Raw genomic sequence first — 19,974 nt, 5'->3', positions numbered from 1 at the left:
CTGTATTGCACATATGCGCATGTGACAATATATTCGGCCTGTCGACTTCACGAGAGGCGGAGCAATGGGTCACGGGCACGGGCATGGGACGGCCTCGCCGTCGAGCGCGTCAGGCCGCTACCTCAAGAGCCTGACGATCGCCCTGGTCATCGGCGCCGGCTTCATGGTCATGGAGTTCATCGTCGGGTTCGCCACGGGCTCGCTCGCGCTGATCTCCGACGCCGCGCACATGTTCACCGACGTCCTCGGGGTCGGGATGGCGCTGGCGGCGATCATGCTCGCCCGGCGCAGTGGCCCGACGCTCACCCGCACGTTCGGTTTCTACCGGGCCGAAGTGCTCGCGGCGCTGGGCAACGCCATCCTGTTGTTCGGCGTCGCGGGCTACGTCCTGGTCGAAGCCCTCGGCCGGATCAGCGACCCGCCCGCCGTGCCCGGTCTGCCGGTGCTGCTCGCCGCGGCCGCGGGTCTGGCCGCGAACATCGTTTCCTTCCTGATCCTGCGCAAGGGCGCCGAGGAGAGCATCAACGTCCGCGGCGCGTACCTCGAGGTCCTCGCCGACCTGATCGGCTCCGTGGGCGTACTGCTGAGCGGCGCGATCACGTTGCTGACCGGCTGGCGCTACGCGGACCCGATCATCGGTGTCGCGATCGGCCTGTTCGTCCTGCCCCGCACCTACGCCCTCGCCCGTCGCGCGCTGCGGATCCTGTTCCAGCACGCGCCCAAGGGGGTCGACGTCGCCGGGATCCAGACCGAACTCGGTGAGCTTCAGGGCGTCGAGGACGTCCACGACCTGCACGTCTGGACGCTGACTTCGGGGATGGAGGTCGCTTCGGCGCACCTCACCATCGCGCCGACGGTCGAGCAGGCCGCGGTCCTGACCGAGGCGCAGAACCTCCTGGCGAACCGCTACTCGATCGAGCACGCGACCCTGCAGATAGAAGTGCCCCAGTGCGCGCAACGCTGCCGGGAACTCTCCTGGTGAACCCCCGCGTTTAGTCCTCTGGATGCGGTAGTTGGCATCGCGAACTACCGCATCCAGAGGACTAAACGCGTGAGGGGGGAGTGCGTCAGGCGGGGAGCGGGGAGCCGCCACGCTCCTGCAGGAGGCCCTTCATGAGGTCCATCTCGGCGCCCTGCGAGACGAGCATGCTCCGCGTCAGCGACTTCACGTCCGCGATGGACGTGTGGTCGTTGCCGTACTGCGCCATCTCCGTCCCGCCCATGTGATGCCGCAGCATCAGCTGGAGGAAGAAGACGTCCATCTCCTTGCCGGTCAGCGACCGCAGTTTGGCCAGTTCGGCCGACGTCGCCATCCCCGGCATCGGCGCGCCGTTCGACGGCTTCATGTCGACGCCCCCGTGCCCGGCGTGGCCGGACGGTTCGGTCATCCAGGTCATGTAGGCGCCGGTCGTCTGCTCGGGCTGGCCCCACAGGCCCAGCCAGCCCTTCATCCGGCCGACCTGGCCGGTCTGCGTGCGTTCGATGTCGAAGGCGAGGGTCTTGATCGCCGGATCGGCGGTGTGGTCCCGCGCCCAGCCCGCCATGGTGACGGCCTGGAGGTGGTGCACCGACATGTCCTGCGCGAAGCCGACCTCGACGGAGCCCGCTCCCGGGGTCGTCTGCTCCGGCTCCGAGTCGAGCAGCCTGGTGGTCAGAGCCCCGAGGCCGAAGCCCAGGATCAGCATGACGACCAGGGCGGCCCCGATCACCAGCCACCGGCTCTTGGTCGAGCGCGGTACTTCGTCGCCGGGTTCGTCGACGTACTGGAGATCGGGGTCCATCTGGCTCACTTACTTGCTCGCGGGCGCCGACGGCTGGGTGGCCGGGGGCTGCGACGGCTGACCGGCGCCGGGCTGGTCCTGCTGCGTGCCCGCGGTGCCCTTGTAGTCCATCGGCTTCGCGTCCGGCCCCGGCGGGGTCGCGTCGAAGTCGCCCGGTTCGATCTGCGCGTCGCAGGTGGCGTCACGCTCGGGGTACGCGCCGTAGGGGTTGGTGCGCAGCGCCGCGATGAACTGGTCGATCCGCTCGTCGGAGGCGCTGTCCAGCTTCAGCTGGTGACCCCAGGACTGCACCGAGATCGGCTTGTCCAGGTTCGGGTACGGCGACATCGTGGTGTACGGCTTGCCCTCGACGCGGACCCGCAGCAGCTCGAGCGCGTCGCCCGTGATCTGCGCCGGGTTGTAGGCGATCCAGACCGCGCCGTGTTCGAGACCGTGGACCATGTTCTCGTTGCGCACGGCCTTCTCGTAGACGACGCCGTTGCAGGCGGCCCAGGCCTGGTCGTGCGGGCCGCCGTAGGGCGGGGTCTTGTCGTAGGCGACGCGCTCGGCGGCCGTGACGTGCACGGAGCCTTCGTAGGTCGTCGTGGTCACGCCGTTGATCCGCTTGGAGGGATCCGGGTCCTGCTGCGAAGGCGCGAAGGCGGCGGCGACCTCTTCACGGGTCTTCTGCTCGCGCTTCGGCGCCGAGGCGACCATGTAGTAGGTGACCACCGAGGCGGCCAGGGCGACGATCGCGACTACCGCGATGATCGTGCCCCAGGGCGTGCCTTTCTTGGACACGACGGAACTACGGGCGGCCTTCATGGCGTTCTTCGACGACGCGCCCTTTTTTCTGGTTGTCCCGTTAGCCATGGCTCCTGCGTTCTCCAAAGGGGGTGGTCCCTGCGCGGGCCAGTGTAGAGACCTCGCGTCTGATCACCGTGAACAGTCGGAAGATCACCGGCTTGGCTCACACCTTCCGGCGGTCGCTGCGAAGCCCGGACCAGGTCACACCTAGAATTCCGCGAGTGACTCCCGCAGCTCTCGCCGACCTGGTCCGTAACTCAGCCGTGCAGGTTCTCACCGCGCGCGGCCTCGACGATTCCGTGCTGCCGGAGAAGGTGACGATCGAGCGTCCCCGCAACCCCGAGCACGGCGATTACGCGACCAACCTGGCGCTGCAGGTGGCCAAGAAGGCGGGGATGAAGCCCCGCGACTTCGCCGACGCGCTGGCCGAGGCCCTCGCCGCGGCCGACGGCATCGACTCGGCCGAGGTCGCCGGGCCGGGCTTCCTCAACCTGCGGCTCGCCGCCGACGCGCAGGGCCAGATCGTCCAGCAGGTCCTCGACGCCGGTGAGCGATTCGGCCTCGGCGACGAGCTGGCCGGGCTCAAGATCAACCTCGAGTTCGTCTCGGCGAACCCGACCGGCCCGATCCACCTCGGCGGCACCCGCTGGGCCGCGGTCGGCGACGCGCTCGGCCGCGTCCTGTCCGCGCAGGGCGGCCTGGTCACCCGCGAGTACTACTTCAACGACCACGGCGCGCAGATCGACCGCTTCGTCCGCTCCCTGGTCGCCGCCGCCAAGGGCGAGCCCGCCCCGGAGGACGGCTACGCGGGCGGCTACATCAACGACATCGCCGCCGAGGTCATCCGCCAGGAGCCGAGCGCGCTCTCGCTTCCGGACGACGAGCGCGCCGAGACCTTCCGCCGGGTCGGCATCGAGCTGATGTTCACCGAGATCAAGCAGAGCCTGCACGATTTCGGCACCGATTTCGACGTGTACTTCCACGAGAACTCGCTGCACGAGTCCGGCGCGGTCGCGTCCTCGGTCCAGCGGCTGAAGGACTCCGGGAACCTGTACTTCGAGGACGGCGCCTGGTGGCTGAAGTCCAAGGAGCACGGCGACGACAAGGACCGCGTCGTCATCAAGAAGGACGGCAACCCGGCCTACATCGCCGGTGACCTCGCTTACTTCCAGGACAAGCGCGACCGCGGCTTCGACCTCTGCATCTACATGCTCGGCGCGGACCACCACGGTTACATCGCCCGGCTGAAGGCCGCCGCGGCCGCCTTCGGTGACGACCCGGCCGTCGTCGAGGTGCTGATCGGCCAGATGGTCAACCTGGTCTCCGACGGCAAACCCGTCCGGATGAGCAAACGCGCGGGCACCGTGATCACCATGGAGGACCTGGTCGGCACCGTCGGTGTCGACGCGGCCCGCTACGAGCTGATCCGCTACTCGGTCGACTCCACTTTGGACATCGACCTCGACCTGCTGCGCAAGCATTCGAACGACAACCCGGTCTACTACGTCCAGTACGCCCACGCGCGGCTGGCCTCGTTGCAGCGCAACGCTTCCGACCTCGGTCTCAAATTCGATGGCGATGTCGACCTCGGTCTGCTTACGTTGCCCGCCGAGGGCGATCTCATCCGCACACTCGGCGAATTCCCGACCGTCCTCCGCCGAGCGGCGCAGCTGCGCGAACCGCACCGTGTCGCCCGGTACCTCGAAGAACTCGCCGGCGCCTACCACAAGTGGAACGCCGTCGGCCGGGTTCTCCCGAAGGGCGACGAAGAGGTCACCCCGCTCACGTTCTCCCGTCTCGCGCTGTGTGAAGCGACCCGCCAGGTGCTGGCGAACGGTCTTCGCGTGCTCGGTGTCTCTGCTCCGGAACGGATGTAATCGATGGCTCACCCCGCGGGCCCCCGCCACGCCGACGTCTACCCTCACGCCGACGCCTCCGGTTTCCCGCCGTCGAGTCCTGAGGAACTCGACAGGCTGTACCCGAAAGTCTGGCCCCGCAACACTTTCCGCGGCGGAGACGGTGTCGTGCGCATCGCGGGCGTCGACGTCCGCGAACTCGCCGAGAAGTACGGCACGCCGCTGTTCGTCGTGGACGAGGCCGACTTCAAGTCCCGTTGCGCGGACTACGCCGAGGCGTTCGACGACCCGGCCCTCGTGCACTACGCGTCCAAGGCGTTCCTGTCCATCGAGATCGCCCGCTGGGTGGCCGAGCAGGGGCTGAGCCTGGACGTCTGCAGCGGCGGCGAACTCGCCGTCGCGCAGCGCGCGAACTTCCCCGCCGAGCGGATCACCTTCCACGGCAACAACAAATCGCTTCCCGAACTCGAAGCGGCCGTCGAGGCCGGTGTCGGCACGGTCGTGGTCGACTCGTATTTCGAGATCGCGCGGCTGGCGGATGTCGCCGCCCGGCACGACGTCGTGCAGAACGTGCTGATCCGGGTCACCGTCGGCGTCGAGGCGCACACCCACGAGTTCATCGCGACCGCGCACGAGGACCAGAAGTTCGGTTTCTCGCTGGCTTCCGGTGACGCGGCGGAGGCCGTGCGCCGGGTGCTCAACGCGCCGTCGCTCAAGCTGATCGGCCTGCACAGCCACATCGGTTCGCAGATCTTCGACGCCGACGGCTTCGAGGTCGCCGCCCGCCGCGTGGTCGGCCTGCTGGCCGAACTCGCCAAGGAGCACGGCAACGATCTGCTCGACCAGTTGTCGATCGTCGACCTCGGCGGTGGTTTCGGTATCGCGTACACCGACAAGGACAACCCGCCCCCGCCCGCGCAGATGATCACGCAGATCCGCGAGATCGTCCGCAAGGAATGCGAGTACGCGGGTCTTCCCGTGCCGAAGATCGCGGGCGAGCCGGGCCGCGCCATCGCAGGCCCCGGCACGATCACGCTGTACGAGGTCGGCACCATCAAGGACGTGTCGCTCGGCGACAAGGCCTCCCGGCGCTACGTCAGCGTCGACGGCGGCATGAGCGACAACATCCGCACCGCGCTCTACGACGCGGTGTACGACTGCCGTCTCGTTTCCCGTACCTCCGACGACGACGGTGACGGCCAGGTCGCCGCCGCGCTGTCCCGGGTCGTGGGAAAACACTGTGAGTCCGGCGACATCGTCGTCCGGGACTGCTGGCTCCCCGACACTCTTGCTCCCGGCGACCTGCTCGCCGTGGCGGCCACCGGGGCGTACTGCTACTCGATGGCCAGCGGGTACAACCGGCAGCCGCGGCCCGCGGTGGTGGCCGTGCGCAACGGCAGCGCCCGCGTGCTGCTGCGGCGGGAGACGACGGACGACATGCTGCGCCTGGAGGTCTAGCAAGTGTCTACTGTGGACGGACGCGTGATCAGGGTCGCCCTGCTCGGCTGCGGGACGGTCGGCGGTGAGGTCGTCCGGCTGCTCACCGAGCAGGCCGAGGAGCTCGCCGCCAGGGCGGGCGCCAGGGTCGAGCTCGCGGGTATCGCCGTGCGGCGCCCCGACAAACACCCCGAGCTGCCGCCGGAACTGGTGACCTCCGACGTGACGAAGCTCGTCACCTCCGAAGACGTCGACGTGGTCGTCGAGCTCGTCGGCGGGATCGAGCCGGTGCGGGAGTGGCTGCTCGACGCGCTCAAGGCCGGGAAATCCGTTGTCACGGCGAACAAAGCGCTGATGGCCGAGCATTCCGCGGAGCTGTTCGAGGCCGCCGACGCGTCCGGTGTGGATCTGTACTTCGAGGCCGCCGTCGCCGGGGCGATCCCGCTGCTGCGTCCGCTGCGCGAATCGCTGGCCGGCGACCGCATCACCCGCGTGATGGGGATCGTCAACGGCACCACCAACTTCATCCTCTCCGCGATGGACTCCACCGGCGCGGGCTACGCGGAAACCCTGGAAGAGGCCAGCAGGCTCGGATACGCCGAAGCGGACCCGACGGCCGACGTCGACGGCTACGACGCGGCGTCCAAGGCCGCGATCCTCGCCTCGCTCGCGTTCCACACCCGGGTCACGGCGTCCGATGTGCACCGTGAGGGCATCGCCGACGTCACCGCGTCGGACCTCGCCGCGGCCAACGTGCTGGGCCGCACGGTGAAACTGCTCGCCATCTGCGAACGCGTCACCTCCGACGACGGCACCGAATCCGTTTCGGCGCGCGTCCACCCGGTGATGATCCCGCGCGGGCACCAGCTCGCCGGGGTCGGCGGCGCGTACAACGCCGTCTACGTCGAGGCCGACGCGGCCGGTGAATTGATGTTCTACGGTCAGGGCGCCGGTGGCGCGCCGACCGCGAGTGCCGTGCTCGGCGACCTCGTCGCGGTGGCTCGAAACCGGGTCGTCGGCGGACGTGGCCCGCGCGAATCCGCGCATGCCGCGCTCCCGGTCAGGCCGATGGGCCAGACGCCGACGCGGTACCACGTCAGTCTCGACGTGGCCGATCGAGCGGGCGTGCTCGCCCAGGTGGCCCAGGCGTTCGCCGGGCACGGTGTCAGCATCGCCGCGGTGCGGCAGCGCGACGCGAACGACACGGCCAGTCTGGTCGTGGTCACCCACCTGGCGCCGGACGCGGCATTGCGGTCCACTGTGGACGACATTGCCAAACTCGATGTGGTGAACCAGGTCGTCAGTGTGATGCGTGTGGAAGGCGAAGACCAGTGATTCCCCAACCATGGCCAGGGATCATCCAGGCCTACCCCGACCGGATCCCGGTGCCGGCCGGCGCGAAGGTGATCACCCTCGGCGAAGGCAACACCCCGTTGCTGCCCGCGCCGCACCTTTCGGAACTGACCGGCTGCGAGGTCCACCTCAAGGTCGAAGGCGTGAACCCGACCGGTTCGTTCAAGGACCGCGGGATGACCGTCGCCATCACGCACGCGCTCGCCAGCGGGCTCCAGGCGGTCATCTGCGCCTCCACCGGCAACACTTCGGCGTCGGCCGCGGCCTACGCGGCCCGCGCCGGGCTCACCTGCGCGGTGCTGGTCCCGCAGGGCAAGATCGCGATGGGCAAACTCGCCCAGGCAGTCCTGCACGGCGCGCGGATCCTGCAGGTGGACGGCAACTTCGACGATTGCCTCGAACTGGCGCAGAAGACCGCGATCGACTACCCCGTGACCCTGGTCAACTCGGTCAACCCGGTGCGCATCGCCGGCCAGAAGTCGGCCGCGTTCGAGATCTGCGACGCACTCGGCAAGGCTCCGGACATCCACTGCCTGCCGGTGGGCAACGCGGGCAACATCACCGCCTACTGGGCGGGCTATTCGGAGTACGCGGGCGACGGTGTGGTGAAGAACACCCCTCGGATGTTCGGCTTCCAGGCGGCCGGTGCCGCGCCCCTCGTGCACGGCGAGCCGGTGGCCGATCCGGACACCATCGCGACCGCGATCCGCATCGGCAGCCCCGCGTCCTGGGACGGCGCGATGAAGGCGAAGAACGCCTCCGCCGGGCTGTTCGAGGCCATCACCGACGAGAAGATCCTCGAGGCGTACAGGCTGCTCGCGCGCAAGGAGGGCGTGTTCGTCGAACCCGCGTCGGCGACCAGCGTCGCGGGCCTGCTCGCCACGGCCGCCGACGGACGCCTGCCGAAGGGGTCGACCGTTGTGTGCACCGTCACCGGGCACGGTCTGAAGGATCCGGCCACGGCGCTGGAAGGCAACGTCGAGGTCGAACCGCTCGCCGTCGACCCGACCGCCGTCGCCGCCGCGCTGGACCTGCGATGACGCTGCTCAAGGTCAAGGTCCCGGCGTCTTCGGCGAACCTCGGACCGGGGTTCGACACGCTGGGCCTGGCGCTGGCGCTGTACGACCGGGTCGAACTCCGGATCACCGACCACGGGCTCAAGATCGAGGTGATCGACGCGGGCGCCGGCGGCGTCGACGACGTCCCGACCGACGAATCGCACCTGGTCGTGCGGGCTTTCCGGCGTGGCTGTGAGCATCTCGGCCTCCGGCCGCCCGGCTTGCACCTGCGCTGCTTCAACGCCATCCCGCACGCCCGCGGCCTCGGCTCGTCCGCGGCCGCCGTCGTGACCGGCGTCGCGGCGGCGTACGCGCTGGCGGAGAAGGCCCTGGACGACGACGCGCTCCAGTTGGCCGCCGGGTTCGAGGGACACGCCGACAACGCGGCGGCGAGCCTTCTGGGCGGCTTCGTGGTCGCCTGGAACGAGGGCGAGCGGTTCCTCGCCGAACGGCTCCAGCCGCATCACGACATCCGGCCCGTGGTCGCCATCCCGGCACTGCGGTCCTCGACGGACGCGACGCGCGGCCTGCTTCCCGCCCAGGTCCCGCACGCCGACGCGGCGTTCACGGCGGGGCGCGCGGCGCTCGCGGTCCACGCGCTCACTTCGCGCCCTGACCTGTTGCTCTCCGCGACCGAAGATCGGCTCCATCAGCATTACCGGGCGCCCGCGTACCCGGCGAGCAGCGAGCTGGTGCGCGCGCTGCGGGCCGAAGGGGTGGCCGCGGCCATCTCCGGAGCCGGTCCGAGCGTGCTCGCGCTGACCACCGAAGGAATACTCCCGACGGGCGTCGACGTTACATCTTTCGACGTCACCGAGCTGCCGATCGATCCGGGCGGCGTTCAGGTTGCGGCTCAGTAAAGCCTCGGTCACGTGCAGGAGCCCCATCCCGCCACGCGGGGGGTGGTTGTTGCACCCGGCCGTGGCGCGGTCTACCCTCGGGGGCGTTCGATCACCGTGCGTTTCCGCACCCGGTGCCGGTCCAGGTGACCAGTGTCATCCTTGGCCCGCATCCTTCGTTGATCCGCCAGTTCCGCGCACCGCCTTGGCAAGCGGGGCGGCGGAGGGACGCAGGCGGGTTCCGGTTCCGGCGGTGCCGAATTCCGCTTCCTCCATTTGGAGGACGCAAATCCCTGTGCTGGAGGCCTTCTAGCTGTGTTCAACACGGCCGAGGAGCTGATCGCCCGTATCGGGGGACAGATACGCCGTTTCGCAATCGGACGCGAACGGCGGTCCGCTGATCCACCTGGAGGCGTGGATCGGTCAGGAAGGACATTTGTGAGCAACACCGATCTTTTGAGCGACGTCGAAGGTGGCGCCGCCGAGTCGAACGGCGTCGTCGCTCCCAAGCGCACGGTCGGCGGATTGACCGGCAAGACCGTTGCCGAACTGCGCTCGATCGCTGGGGACCTCGGCATCGGCGAGACCACGGGTATGCGTAAGGGCGACCTGATCGCGGCCATCCGTGAGCGTCAGGGCAAGACCAAGCGCAAGACCCCCGCGGCGGCGAGCGAAACGCTTCCGCTCGAGGGGATCGACGCACCACGCAAGGCTCCCAAGGCCGAGGCGCCCAAGTCGGAGGCCCCGAAGCAGGAGGCCCCGAAGGCCGAAGCGCCGAAGGCCGAATCCGCCCCGGCCGAGGCCCCTCGCGCCGAGAAGGCCGAAAAGACCGAGAGGTCTTCGGAGAACGGCTCCGCGCCCGCCGCCGAGCGGCCCGCGCAGCAGGAGAACGGGCCGCAGGACGGCCAGTCGCAGCAGGAAGAGGGCGGCCGCAGCCGTCGTCGTCGCGGCTCCAACCGCGCCGCGGGTTCACCCGAACAGGGTGGCCAGCAGCGTGAACGCGGTGAGCAGCGTGACCGTGGCGACCGCAACGAGCGTGGCGATCGCGGTGAGCAGGGCGGCAACCGTCAGGGCAACCGCGACGGCGGTCGTGACGGCAACCGCGACAACCGCGGCCAGGACAACCGCCAGCGCAACCAGCAGGGCGGCGGCCAGGACAACAGCCAGCGCCAGGGCCAGAACCAGGGCCCGCAGGGTGACGACGACGAGGAAGGCGGCCGTCGCGGCCGTCGCTTCCGCGACCGTCGCCGCCGGGGTGCCGGCGGTGGCCGTGAACAGGGCGGTTCGCCCGACACCGAGATCCGCGAGGACGACGTCCTGCTGCCCGTCGCGGGCATCCTGGACGTGCTCGACAACTACGCGTTCGTGCGTACCTCGGGCTACCTCGCCGGGCCGAACGACGTGTACGTCTCGCTGTCGCTGGTCCGCAAGTACGGCCTGCGCCGCGGTGACGCCCTCACCGGCGTCGTGCGTCAGCCGCGTGACGGCGAGCAGCAGCGGCAGAAGTTCAACCCGCTGGTGCGCGTCGACTCGATCAACGGCCTGGAGCCGGACGAGGCCAAGCGTCGTCCGGAGTTCACCAAGCTGACCCCGCTGTACCCGAACGAGCGACTGCGCCTCGAGACCGAGCCGCACAAGCTCACGACCCGTGTCATCGACCTGGTGATGCCGGTCGGCAAGGGGCAGCGTGCCCTGATCGTGTCGCCGCCGAAGGCCGGTAAGACGACGATCATGCAGGACATCGCGAACGCGATCTCGACGAACAACCCCGAGTGCCACCTGATGGTCGTGCTCGTGGACGAGCGTCCTGAAGAAGTCACCGACATGCAGCGGTCGGTGAAGGGTGAGGTCATCGCCTCGACCTTCGACCGCCCGCCGTCCGACCACACCTCGGTCGCGGAGCTGGCCATCGAGCGGGCGAAGCGTCTGGTCGAGATGGGCCACGACGTCGTCGTGCTGCTCGACTCGATCACCCGTCTCGGCCGTGCGTACAACCTCGCGGCCCCGGCTTCCGGCCGGATCCTCTCCGGTGGTGTCGACTCGACGGCGCTCTTCCCGCCGAAGCGTTTCCTCGGCGCGGCGCGCAACATCGAGAACGGCGGATCGCTCACGATCTTCGCCACCACGATGGTCGAGACCGGATCCACCGGTGACACGGTGATCTTCGAGGAGTTCAAGGGAACCGCCAACGCGGACCTCAAGCTCGACCGGAAGATCGCCGAGCGCCGGGTGTTCCCCGCGGTGGACATCAACCCGTCCGGTACCCGCAAGGAAGATCTGCTGCTTTCGCCGGACGAGCTCGCGGTCACCCACAAGCTGCACCGGGTGCTGCACGCGCTGGACTCGCAGCAGGCCATCGACCTGCTGATCTCGCGACTGCGCAAGACGAAGACCAACATCGAGTTCCTCATGCAGGTCTCGAAGACGGCCCTCGGCTCGAACGACGACGACTGAGTTTTCGGTCTGGTCAGTACATGAAGGCCCCCTTCCTTGCGCTAGGCGCAAGGAAGGGGGCCTTCATGTACTTGAGGCGGGGAGGGCCGAGCTGATCGTGGCGCCGCGTCGCCGGATCTGCAACGGCAACTCCGGTCCTTCGCCCGCGAACGCCGCACCCTCCGCGCGTGGGAGACGGGGTCCCGGTGATGCCGCTGACCTCGCCGCGCGCGACGAAACACTGGCTCGCGTCTCGGGAGTGGTAGTGGCACGTGTCCTGTCGGACTTGGGAAGGCGTGAAGGTCGAGTTTCCTCGGCTGAGCCGCGTGAAGGGGGCCTTCACGCGCAGCCGTTGTGGCTGCTGGGGCGAACGTGGCGATCACGGAGACCGTGAAGGCCTCCTTCCCTACCGTCAGGGTAGGCAAGGAGGCCTTCACGGACCGAAGTCGCGAGAGCGGAGGCTCAGCGGTGCGGGACGGCCGCGGGGGTCCAGCCGCGGTAGTTGTTGAAGTAGTTCACGCTCGAGGCGTGGCCGATCTTGCCGCCGATGCTGGAGGCGTAGATCCCGCCGGAGCCGTCAGCGATGCCGACGTGGCCCCACTGGCTGATGTTCCAGTACACGAAGGAGCCCTTCGGCGGCGTCCCGGTCGTGTGCTTCGGGCTCGCGCCGTTCCAGTGCGCGTTGGCCGAGGCCCAGACGCCGGTGGTCCCGTACGCGTTCTCGACGGCCTTCTCGCAGAGGCCCTGGTACGCGGTGGAGCCTGCCTTGTTCTTGAACCACTGGACGGCGCCGGCGGGCGTGCCGTCCCCGGCGCCCTGGATGGACAGGTCACCGTCGGAAATCGTGGTGAACGTGCCCGCGGCCGGGTTGATGTCGGCGGCGGTGATGGTGGCGCCCGCTTCGGGGGCGGCCGGAGCGGCCCCGGCGACCGGAGCCAGTGCGAGAGCCGCGATGGCCAGCGCGGCGACGGACGCCGGCTTCGCCACCTTGGCGAGGATGGTGCGCATGATCAGTACCTCCTGTTGAGGAATAACCAACAGTGAGGACTCTCGCGGGATCGGGTACAAATTTCGTACAACCGGGCGTCGATAGTTGATTACTCAACGTGTTGGAATATGCCGAGGGAGGGGTGCGTTAACCCCACTGCCAGCGCATCTGGCAAAATCATCCGCTGAAGTCCGGCACCGGTTCACCCCGCACGGGGACCCGGGGCCAACGAGAGAGGACACCATGAAAAGCGGTATTCACCCCGAGTACGTGGTCACGAACGTGAACTGCGACTGCGGTAACACCTTCACCACGCGCAGCACCAAGACCTCCGGCAACCTCCACGTCGAGATCTGCTCGAACTGCCACCCGTTCTACACCGGCAAGCAGAAGCTCATGGACACCGGCGGCCGCGTCGCGCGCTTCGAGGCTCGCTACGGCAAGCGCAAGAAGGCCGAAGACGCCAAGTAGCTTGAACAACGGCGCCTACCCGCATGTCCGGGTAGGCGCCGTTTTCTGTGGTGTCCCAGTCTTGGATTTATCCGGGCCGTTTGAAAGGTGGAGTGGTGGATTCGAGTTCGCTGAAGGGTCTGCTCGAAGAGCACGCCCAGCTGGAAGAGCAGCTGGCCGACCCGTCCGTGCACGCCGACCAGGCGCGCGCACGCAAGCTCGGCCGCCGTTACGCGGAGCTGAGCCCGGTCGTCAAGACGGTCCGTGAGCTCGACACCGCCCGCGACGACCTCGAGACGGCGAAGGAACTGGCGTCGGAGGATTCGACCTTCGCGGCCGAGGCCGAGGAGATCTCCGCCAAGATCCCCGTACTCGAGTCCAAACTCACCGAACTGCTCCTGCCGCGCGACCCGTACGACGGCTCCGACGTGGTCATGGAGATCAAATCGGGTGAAGGCGGCGAGGAGTCGGCGCTGTTCGCCGGCGACCTGCTGCGCATGTACCTGCGCTACGCCGAGCGTCACGGCTGGAAGGCCGAGGTCCTCGACTCGGTCGACTCGGACCTCGGCGGTTTCAAGGACGTCACCGTGTCCATCAAGAGCCGTTCGGCCGACGTCGACGGTGTCTGGGCGCGGCTCAAGTTCGAGGGCGGGGTGCACCGCGTGCAGCGCGTGCCCGCCACCGAATCGCAGGGCCGCATCCACACCTCCGCGTCCGGCGTGCTCATCTACCCCGAACCCGAGGACGTCGAGGTCGAGATCGACCCCAACGACCTGCGGATCGACGTCTACCGCTCGTCCGGCCCCGGCGGCCAGAGCGTGAACACGACCGACTCGGCCGTGCGTATCACCCACCTCCCGACCGGTGTGGTCGTCTCGTGCCAGAACGAGAAGTCGCAGATCCAGAACCGTGCCCGCGCCCTGCAGGTGCTGCAGGCCCGCCTCCAGGCGATCGCCGAGGAGGAGGCCGCCGCGAAGGCGTCGGACGCGCGTCGCTCGCAGGTCCGCACCGTTGACCGCTCCGAGCGGGTCCGCACTTACAACTTCGCCGAGAACCGCATCGCCGACCACCGGGTGAACTACAAGGCGTACAACCTGGACCAGGTCCTCGACGGTGACCTCGACGGCGTGCTGAACGCCCTCATCACCGCGGACCGCGAGGAGCGGCTCGCCGCCCACGCCGGCTAGCCGGGTTCGGTGTAGAACGGGTCGTCCTCCAGTCCGGTGTGGATGGCCCGGACGGACATGCTCACGCAGGAGAGCTTCTCGGTCACCTCGGTGGTGACCCGGCTGAGCGCCTCTTCGCCGCTTTCCCCGGCGGCGGCGGGGAAGGCCGACAGCAGGACCGCTTCGCAGGGCCCCGCGTCCGTGGTGATCCGGACCAGTGACGCCGAGAGATCGGCCGCGGGGCGGCCGCACAGGCCCACTGCCAGCCGCAAGTCGCCTGCGGGGACGTAAAGATGTACCCGTGAAATGACGTCGGTGTCCGCACGCGGGGTGAAATCGTGCCGGGGGACGTACGCCGGTTCCCGCGGGTCGGTGCCGCCGACGGCCGCCATCAGTGAATAGAGCGTGTAGCCGTCGGCTCGGGTGTCGGGAGCTTCGTAGCTTCCGTATTGGCCGGTCTCCGGCGTGCCGTGGATTTCGAAGAATTCCGCATTCAGGCCGAAGTGGAAAAGCGCGGGTACCGCGGCGCGGTGCAGTGTGTCCGCGGGCTCCTCTTCGTCCGCCGGTGGCGTGCGATAGCCGACGGAGACCGAGTACCCTTTCCAGCCGCCTTCGGGATCGGCCCGGCAGATCTCCAGCTCGGTGGCCTCGAACTCGTCGATGAAGCGTTCGCCCAGTGCGGCGGCCGCGGCGAAATCATCGGTTTCGATATTCGCGGAAATCCGCGTGACGACTTCCGTTTCCCGGAGATCCATGGCTACTTCGAGTGGCCCCTTCAGTGACTGCAGGTATGCATAGCGTACGGCCGGTGCGGAAGGGCCTCCGAACGGGCCTGTCCTTGATTCCCCACTTCCGCTACTGTTTTTGAGAGCAGGGAAATCAGTATGGGGGAACAAGAATTCGTGTCGTACGCAGACCATGTCACCATCAAGGAAAGACCGATTCCGGCGGCCCGGAAACGCGCTCCGCGAGCCATCGTGCTCGGCGTGGGAACGATCCTGCTGAGCGCGGCCGTCGTCGCCAGGATCGGCAGGTTCGGCTTCAATCCGACGGACCAGGGATTCGTGCTCGCGCAGGTGTGGCGCGTCCTGCACGGCGAGATCCCGCACGTCGACTTCCTCGGGCCGAGGCCCTTCGGTTCGGCTTATCTGCACCTGATCGACCATCTCGTCCCGGCGCCGCTGATGATCGGCTCGAGTTTCGTGATGATGATGCAGCTGATCGTCGCCACGTTCGCCCTCGCCGCGTTCCTGACCGGGACTTCGCCGCTGGAGTGGGGGCCACTGCGGCTCGGGCTGGTTTTCGCCGCCGCGCTGGTCTGCCTGAACACGTATCCGCTGATGGCCTGGCACACCGTCGACGGCGTCTTCCTGGTCGCTGTCGGCTGGTGGCTGCTCGACAGCGGGTTGCGCTCCGGCTCGCGGTGGCGGCGCCTGCTCGGCCTGTTCTGCCTCGGGTTCGCGATCATCGTCAAACAGAGCTTCCTGTTCGCCGCGCCGATCGGCTTGCTGATCCTGCTGTTCCACCCCGCCGCGCCGCCGAAGAAGTGGCCGCGTCTGCTCGGTGACGTCCTCGTGCTCGGCGCGGCGCCGTTGCTCTACTTCGGCATGGTCACCGTCGCCGGGGGACTCCCGTCGGCGATCGAGCAGCTCTCCGGCGGCAAGCAGACGTGGGGTGAGGGCCTTTTCCGGTTCTGGACGGCCGACTTCACGGGCCGCGAAGATCCGAGGACGTACATCCTTCCGGTGCTGCTCGGGACAGCGGTGCTCGCCGTGGCGTGGTCCGTCCGCGAACGGCTCGGCGAGCCCGGACGATGGCTCCGCCTCTCGATGGCCCTGTGCGTCGTGGCCGTGGTGGTGTTCGTCGTGGCCGACGGCGGGTTCGAGCACGCGGGTAGCTGGCCGGTCACGTTGCTGTGGCTCTTCCTGGCCGCCGCGGTGCTCGACGCCGTGGTCCGAAGACGGTTGCCCTGGCAGTACCTGGCGATCGCCGCACTCGGCTGGATGGCCAGCCTGTCTTGGGGCTACCCCCTTCCGGGACTGCTCACCGGGATCTTCTCGCTGGGCGTGCTGGAAGCCGTCGCGCCGCCGGATCTGCCGCGGCCGCCCAAGCTCGCGGGTGGTGCCGTCGGCGCCGTCGCGTTCGTGCTCGCCGGTCTGCTGCTGATGTCAGCGCACGACAAGGCGCCGTACGCGGACAGGCCGCAGGGCGAACTGACGAAGGAACTGGGGGAAATCGAGCCTTCGCTGCGCGGTGTCCGCACGAGCCCCAGCGTGTACACCTATGTCGCCCAGATCCACGGCTGCCTGGAACGCTATCCCGCGTCGAGGGTGGCCGTCCTCCCGGACAATCCCTTCGTCGCCCCGATCTTCGGCGTCCGGAACCCGTTCCCGCTGGACTGGCCGCTCCCGTTGGAGATGACCGGCGACAGTCCGGAAAGGATGGTCGAGGCGGCGGCACGGCTGGACGAGGAAGGGGACTATCTGGTGCTCTTCCAGACGGTCAAGGCCGTTTCGCTGACCGCGGGCGCGTCGGTGCCCGACGCAGTCACCCCGGACGCGCGGACCATCGGGATGAGCAGCGTGGAAGACCGGATCAAGGACGAGCTCGGCGGGGCCAGCGTCGCTTGCGGCAGCTTCGCGGGATTCTGGGCGCCGGCGCGCTGAAACTCAGCCGGAGACGGACGCAGTCTCCGGCTCGGGCTCTTCGGCCGCCGACGGTTCTTCCTTGCGCCGCGGCAGGAAGGAGAGCGCGGCGAAAGCGGCGGCGAGCAGGGTCGGGAAGATCGTCAGCTGCTGGTGCTTGACGTTTTCGATGCCTTCCGCGAGACCGGAGACCAGGAACTGTCCCATCGCGAACAGCAGGAACAGCAGTACGACGATGCCGACGTCACGGCGTCCGGCGCGGTTGCGGAAGGCGCGGAGCCCCGCCCAGCCGATCAGCAGCCAGATCGGCAGCAGGGCGAACAGCCCGAGTGGGGAGATCCAGCCGGTGATCGCGGACAGGACCGGGATCCGGTACTCCTTGGCGAGCGGCGGCTGCCCGGCGTGTTCGTCGAAACTGCCGAGGTTCGGCACCCGCGCGGTCAGCGTCTCCTGCGCGGACCGGTGCAGCATCTCGACCACCCGCGACGGATGGTCGAGGTAGTACTGGGCGACGTTGCGGCGGCTGATCTTGTCGCGGTACCGGGGGTACTCGGGGGAGTACACCGCCGAGTTCTCGCTCCACCAGCCCGTGCCGGTGTACTTGGCGAACTCCGGCGGGAGCCCCAGCGCGGCGAGGTCGGCGGCGCTGTCGTGTTTCCCGTCCACGATCCCGTTGAACACGACGTGGTACATGTTGGCCTCGCGGTACTCCGCGTTGGCCGAGTCGCCCGCGCTCTGCACCAGCGCGGTACCGGTGCCGACGACGGCGAGCACGGCCAACGGCAGCGCCCACCGGGCCAGGCCGCGGCTGCCCGCCGGACGGACGAACAGCAGCGCGAGCGCGAACAGCGGGATCAGCAGCAGTGTCTGCGACTTCGCGTTGATCCCGATCATCGCGCCGAGCACGGTGACCGCGGCGCCGGTGTAGCGCCACGGTCCGGTGCGGTGCATCAACAGGAGCCCGCCCGCGAGCAGGAGCATCCCGGCGAAGGCGGCGCCCTCGCTCAGGACCGAGGCGAAGTACCCGAAGAAGGCCGAGTCCGCGGCGACCAGCAGCAGCGCGGCCGTGGCGATGAAACTGTCGCGGACCGAAAGGCGCAGGCCCGCGACGATCGCGGCGATCCCGCCCGCGACCAGCAGACAGCCCAGCACGCCCAGGACCAGCAGGTTCAGGACCACGGACGAGTCGAACAGCCGCCCGGCCTCGCTGGCGATCTTGTCGATCCAGCTCTGACTGGAGATGTACTCGCTGTTGCAGGCCGGGGCGGGGCCATAGGAAAAGCGGACGAAATATTGCGAAGGCCGGTCGATCTCGCGGGCGCCGAGCCGGCAGAGGATGCGCCAGCCGTCGCCGTTGTCCGCCATACCGATCGGGCGCGGGACCAGGAAACGGACGAGAAGCACCCCGAGCGCGACGAAAAATACGCCCAAGGCCAGTCGAATCTCCCGGATCTTCACCCGCGCCACCTTAGGAGACGCCGGAGAGTGACCGGCCTGTGCCCTCTTCGAACCATGACGACCGGGTCGGCACGCCCGGACGGCGGCGAGGACACTGACCGGAGATCTCGATCGTCGACAGGTAGAGGAGCAGCGTGGAAGCCCTGGCCAGATTCGGGTTCGAACTGGGTGTGCTCAAGCGGATCCGGCGGGCGGGATGGTGGCAGGCCGGGGTCCGCGATCCCGAATCGGTCGCCGAGCACACCACACGGGTCGCGCAACTGGCCGGTCTGCTGGCGGCCGAGGGCGGCGCGGATCCGGCGAAGGCGGCGTACCTCGCGCTCTGGCACGACACGCAGGAGACGCGGACCGGCGACCTCCCGCACACGATCAAGGGTTTCGTCGAGAAGCCGGACCCCCGGGCGATCACCGCCGCGCAGACGTCGGCCCTTCCCGGCGCCGCGCGTGACTCGGTGCGCGACGCCGTCGACGAGTACGAAGCCGCGAAGAGCCCGGAGGCGCTGTACGCGCGCGACGCGGACAAGCTCGAGATGCTGCTCCAGGCCGTCGAGTACCGCGACATCGGCGTGCAGAACGTCGACGAGTGGATCGCTTCGGCGAAGAAGAGCCTTCAGACCGACCTCGCGCGGAGGGTGGCAGAAGCGGCCCTGACGTTGTCTTCGCTCTCGTGGCGGGTGCGCTGAAAGCAATCGATACCCTGAGCCCGCGTGTATCGACCCCGGCACGCGTGCCTCGTGTGTCAGGCTTGACTCTGTGAAGGAACACCAGTGAACCGGCAGCCGTTGCGCCTCGCCATCATGGAAGCGACCCGCATCCTCACCGAGGCCGGTGTGGCATCACCGCGCTCGGACGCGGAGCTGATCGCCTCGCATGTCCTCGGCGTGGAACGCGGCCGCCTGCCGATGGTGCCGCTGGTGGACCCGCCGGTCATCGACGCGATCGGCCAGCTCGTGAACCAGCGGGCCAAACGGATCCCGCTGCAGTACCTCACCGGATGGGCCGCGCTCGGCGACATCACGGTCAACGTCGGCGCCGGGGTGTTCGTCCCGCGTCCGGAGACCGAGCTGCTCCTGGAATGGGGCCTCAAACTGCTGCACGGGCGCGAGTACCCGGTGGTGGTCGACCTGTGCACCGGCTCGGGAGCGCTGGCGCTGGCCGTGCAGCACGCGCGGCCGGACGCCGTCGTGTACGCCGTCGACATCGACGCGCAGGCCCTCGCCTGGGCCCGGCACAACGCCGACGTCCACGCCGACGCGGGGGACACGCCCATCCGCCTGTACTCCGGCGACGTCGCCGACAGCACGATGTTCGCCGAGCTCGACGGGCTCGTCGACCTGGTCCTGTGCAACCCGCCGTACGTCCCCGAGGGCACGCCGGTGCCCGCGGAGGTCGCCGAGCACGACCCGGCGCGGGCGGTGTTCGCGGAGGAGAGCGGGCTGGCGGTGATCCGGCACGCGATCGCCGCCGCCGCGCGGCTGCTGCGGCCGACCGGCGGGATGGCGATCGAGCACGACGACACGCACGGCTCCGCCGTCCCGGCGCTGGTGCGGGCTCGACGGGTGCTGACCGACGTCCGAGGTCACCTCGACCTCGCCGGCCGCCCGCGTTTCGTCACCGCCTTGCGCGTCTCCTGACGCTTCTCCCTGCATTTAGTCCTCTGGATGCGGTACTTGCGCGTGCAACTACCGCATCCAGAGGACAGAACGCGAGCGTTGGGGCCGGAT

17 protein-coding genes are annotated in these 19,974 nt (G+C 68.8%); 12 read left to right on the top strand and 5 right to left on the bottom strand.

Annotated features, from left to right (window positions below):
- The first annotated feature begins 64 nt into the window (after positions 1 to 64).
- Entirely contained in the window at positions 65 to 982 is a 918-nt protein-coding gene (locus tag HDA45_RS12835; RefSeq protein ID WP_184894959.1) for a cation diffusion facilitator family transporter, read from the top strand.
- A gap of 85 nt (positions 983 to 1,067) precedes the next feature.
- On the opposite strand, the gene HDA45_RS12830 is transcribed toward HDA45_RS12835, so the two are convergent.
- Positions 1,068 to 1,781 carry a DUF305 domain-containing protein gene (locus tag HDA45_RS12830; RefSeq protein ID WP_184894957.1) on the bottom strand — a complete coding sequence of 238 codons (714 nt, stop codon included), beginning with the start codon at positions 1,779 to 1,781 and terminating at the stop codon, positions 1,068 to 1,070.
- Between the two features lie 9 nt (positions 1,782 to 1,790).
- Positions 1,791 to 2,585, bottom strand: a complete 795-nt coding sequence (locus HDA45_RS12825; protein ID WP_184905558.1) for a thioredoxin-like domain-containing protein — start codon at positions 2,583 to 2,585, stop codon at positions 1,791 to 1,793.
- Positions 2,586 to 2,788: 203 nt separating this feature from the next.
- Between HDA45_RS12825 and argS the strand changes: the two genes are divergently transcribed.
- The 6 genes from argS (at position 2,789) to rho (ending at position 11,564) form a co-directional block, all read left to right on the top strand.
- The gene (gene argS, locus HDA45_RS12820) at positions 2,789 to 4,444 is read left to right on the top strand and encodes an arginine--tRNA ligase (protein ID WP_184894955.1); all 1,656 of its coding nucleotides are present in this window, start codon (positions 2,789 to 2,791) and stop codon (positions 4,442 to 4,444) included.
- A gap of 3 nt (positions 4,445 to 4,447) precedes the next feature.
- Positions 4,448 to 5,881, top strand: coding sequence for a diaminopimelate decarboxylase (gene lysA / locus HDA45_RS12815; RefSeq protein ID WP_184894953.1), 1,434 nt, complete (start codon positions 4,448 to 4,450; stop codon positions 5,879 to 5,881).
- 3 nt (positions 5,882 to 5,884) lie between these two features.
- Positions 5,885 to 7,195, top strand: coding sequence for a homoserine dehydrogenase (locus tag HDA45_RS12810; RefSeq protein ID WP_184894951.1), 1,311 nt, complete (start codon positions 5,885 to 5,887; stop codon positions 7,193 to 7,195).
- Positions 7,192 to 8,253 carry a threonine synthase gene (gene thrC, locus HDA45_RS12805; RefSeq protein WP_184894949.1) on the top strand — a complete coding sequence of 354 codons (1,062 nt, stop codon included), beginning with the start codon at positions 7,192 to 7,194 and terminating at the stop codon, positions 8,251 to 8,253. The genes HDA45_RS12810 and thrC overlap by 4 nt, the downstream gene beginning before the upstream one ends.
- Positions 8,250 to 9,131 (top strand): homoserine kinase, encoded by an 882-nt coding sequence (gene thrB / locus HDA45_RS12800; RefSeq protein ID WP_184894947.1) that lies wholly within the window; start codon positions 8,250 to 8,252, stop codon positions 9,129 to 9,131. The genes thrC and thrB overlap by 4 nt, the downstream gene beginning before the upstream one ends.
- A gap of 417 nt (positions 9,132 to 9,548) precedes the next feature.
- Positions 9,549 to 11,564, top strand: coding sequence for a transcription termination factor Rho (gene rho, locus HDA45_RS12795; RefSeq protein WP_184894945.1), 2,016 nt, complete (start codon positions 9,549 to 9,551; stop codon positions 11,562 to 11,564).
- A gap of 441 nt (positions 11,565 to 12,005) precedes the next feature.
- Here the strand turns inward: rho and HDA45_RS12790 are convergent, their stop codons facing one another.
- The gene (locus HDA45_RS12790; RefSeq protein ID WP_184894943.1) at positions 12,006 to 12,551 is read right to left on the bottom strand and encodes a CHAP domain-containing protein; all 546 of its coding nucleotides are present in this window, start codon (positions 12,549 to 12,551) and stop codon (positions 12,006 to 12,008) included.
- 223 nt (positions 12,552 to 12,774) lie between these two features.
- On the opposite strand from HDA45_RS12790, the gene rpmE reads away from it, so the two are divergent.
- Together rpmE and prfA are read left to right on the top strand one after the other, a co-directional pair.
- Positions 12,775 to 13,002, top strand: coding sequence for a 50S ribosomal protein L31 (gene rpmE / locus HDA45_RS12785; RefSeq protein ID WP_076162388.1), 228 nt, complete (start codon positions 12,775 to 12,777; stop codon positions 13,000 to 13,002).
- A gap of 95 nt (positions 13,003 to 13,097) precedes the next feature.
- A complete protein-coding gene (prfA, locus tag HDA45_RS12780; RefSeq protein ID WP_184894941.1) occupies positions 13,098 to 14,168 on the top strand; it encodes a peptide chain release factor 1 in 1,071 nt (356 codons plus the stop codon).
- Here prfA and HDA45_RS12775 read toward each other — a convergent pair.
- The gene (locus HDA45_RS12775; RefSeq protein WP_184894939.1) at positions 14,165 to 14,902 is read right to left on the bottom strand and encodes a hypothetical protein; all 738 of its coding nucleotides are present in this window, start codon (positions 14,900 to 14,902) and stop codon (positions 14,165 to 14,167) included. The genes prfA and HDA45_RS12775 overlap by 4 nt on opposite strands.
- A 129-nt stretch (positions 14,903 to 15,031) precedes the next feature.
- Between HDA45_RS12775 and HDA45_RS12770 the strand changes: the two genes are divergently transcribed.
- Entirely contained in the window at positions 15,032 to 16,813 is a 1,782-nt protein-coding gene (locus HDA45_RS12770; protein WP_221471103.1) for a hypothetical protein, read from the top strand.
- Between the two features lie 3 nt (positions 16,814 to 16,816).
- On the opposite strand, the gene wsfD is transcribed toward HDA45_RS12770, so the two are convergent.
- Positions 16,817 to 18,250 carry a glycan biosynthesis hexose transferase WsfD gene (gene wsfD, locus HDA45_RS12765; RefSeq protein ID WP_184894937.1) on the bottom strand — a complete coding sequence of 478 codons (1,434 nt, stop codon included), beginning with the start codon at positions 18,248 to 18,250 and terminating at the stop codon, positions 16,817 to 16,819.
- Between the two features lie 134 nt (positions 18,251 to 18,384).
- Between wsfD and HDA45_RS12760 the strand changes: the two genes are divergently transcribed.
- Together HDA45_RS12760 and prmC are read left to right on the top strand one after the other, a co-directional pair.
- Positions 18,385 to 18,933: an HD domain-containing protein gene (locus HDA45_RS12760; protein WP_184894935.1), complete on the top strand. Its 549-nt coding sequence runs from the start codon at positions 18,385 to 18,387 to the stop codon at positions 18,931 to 18,933.
- An 84-nt stretch (positions 18,934 to 19,017) separates the two neighbouring features.
- Entirely contained in the window at positions 19,018 to 19,884 is an 867-nt protein-coding gene (prmC, locus tag HDA45_RS12755) for a peptide chain release factor N(5)-glutamine methyltransferase (protein ID WP_101610254.1), read from the top strand.
- Positions 19,885 to 19,974 lie beyond the last annotated feature (90 nt).

This window comes from Amycolatopsis umgeniensis, assembly GCF_014205155.1.
In the GTDB taxonomy this organism is placed as follows: domain Bacteria; phylum Actinomycetota; class Actinomycetes; order Mycobacteriales; family Pseudonocardiaceae; genus Amycolatopsis; species Amycolatopsis umgeniensis.
The sequence above is the reverse complement of the archived record's forward strand: the minus strand, read 5'-3'. Positions and strand labels throughout refer to the sequence as shown.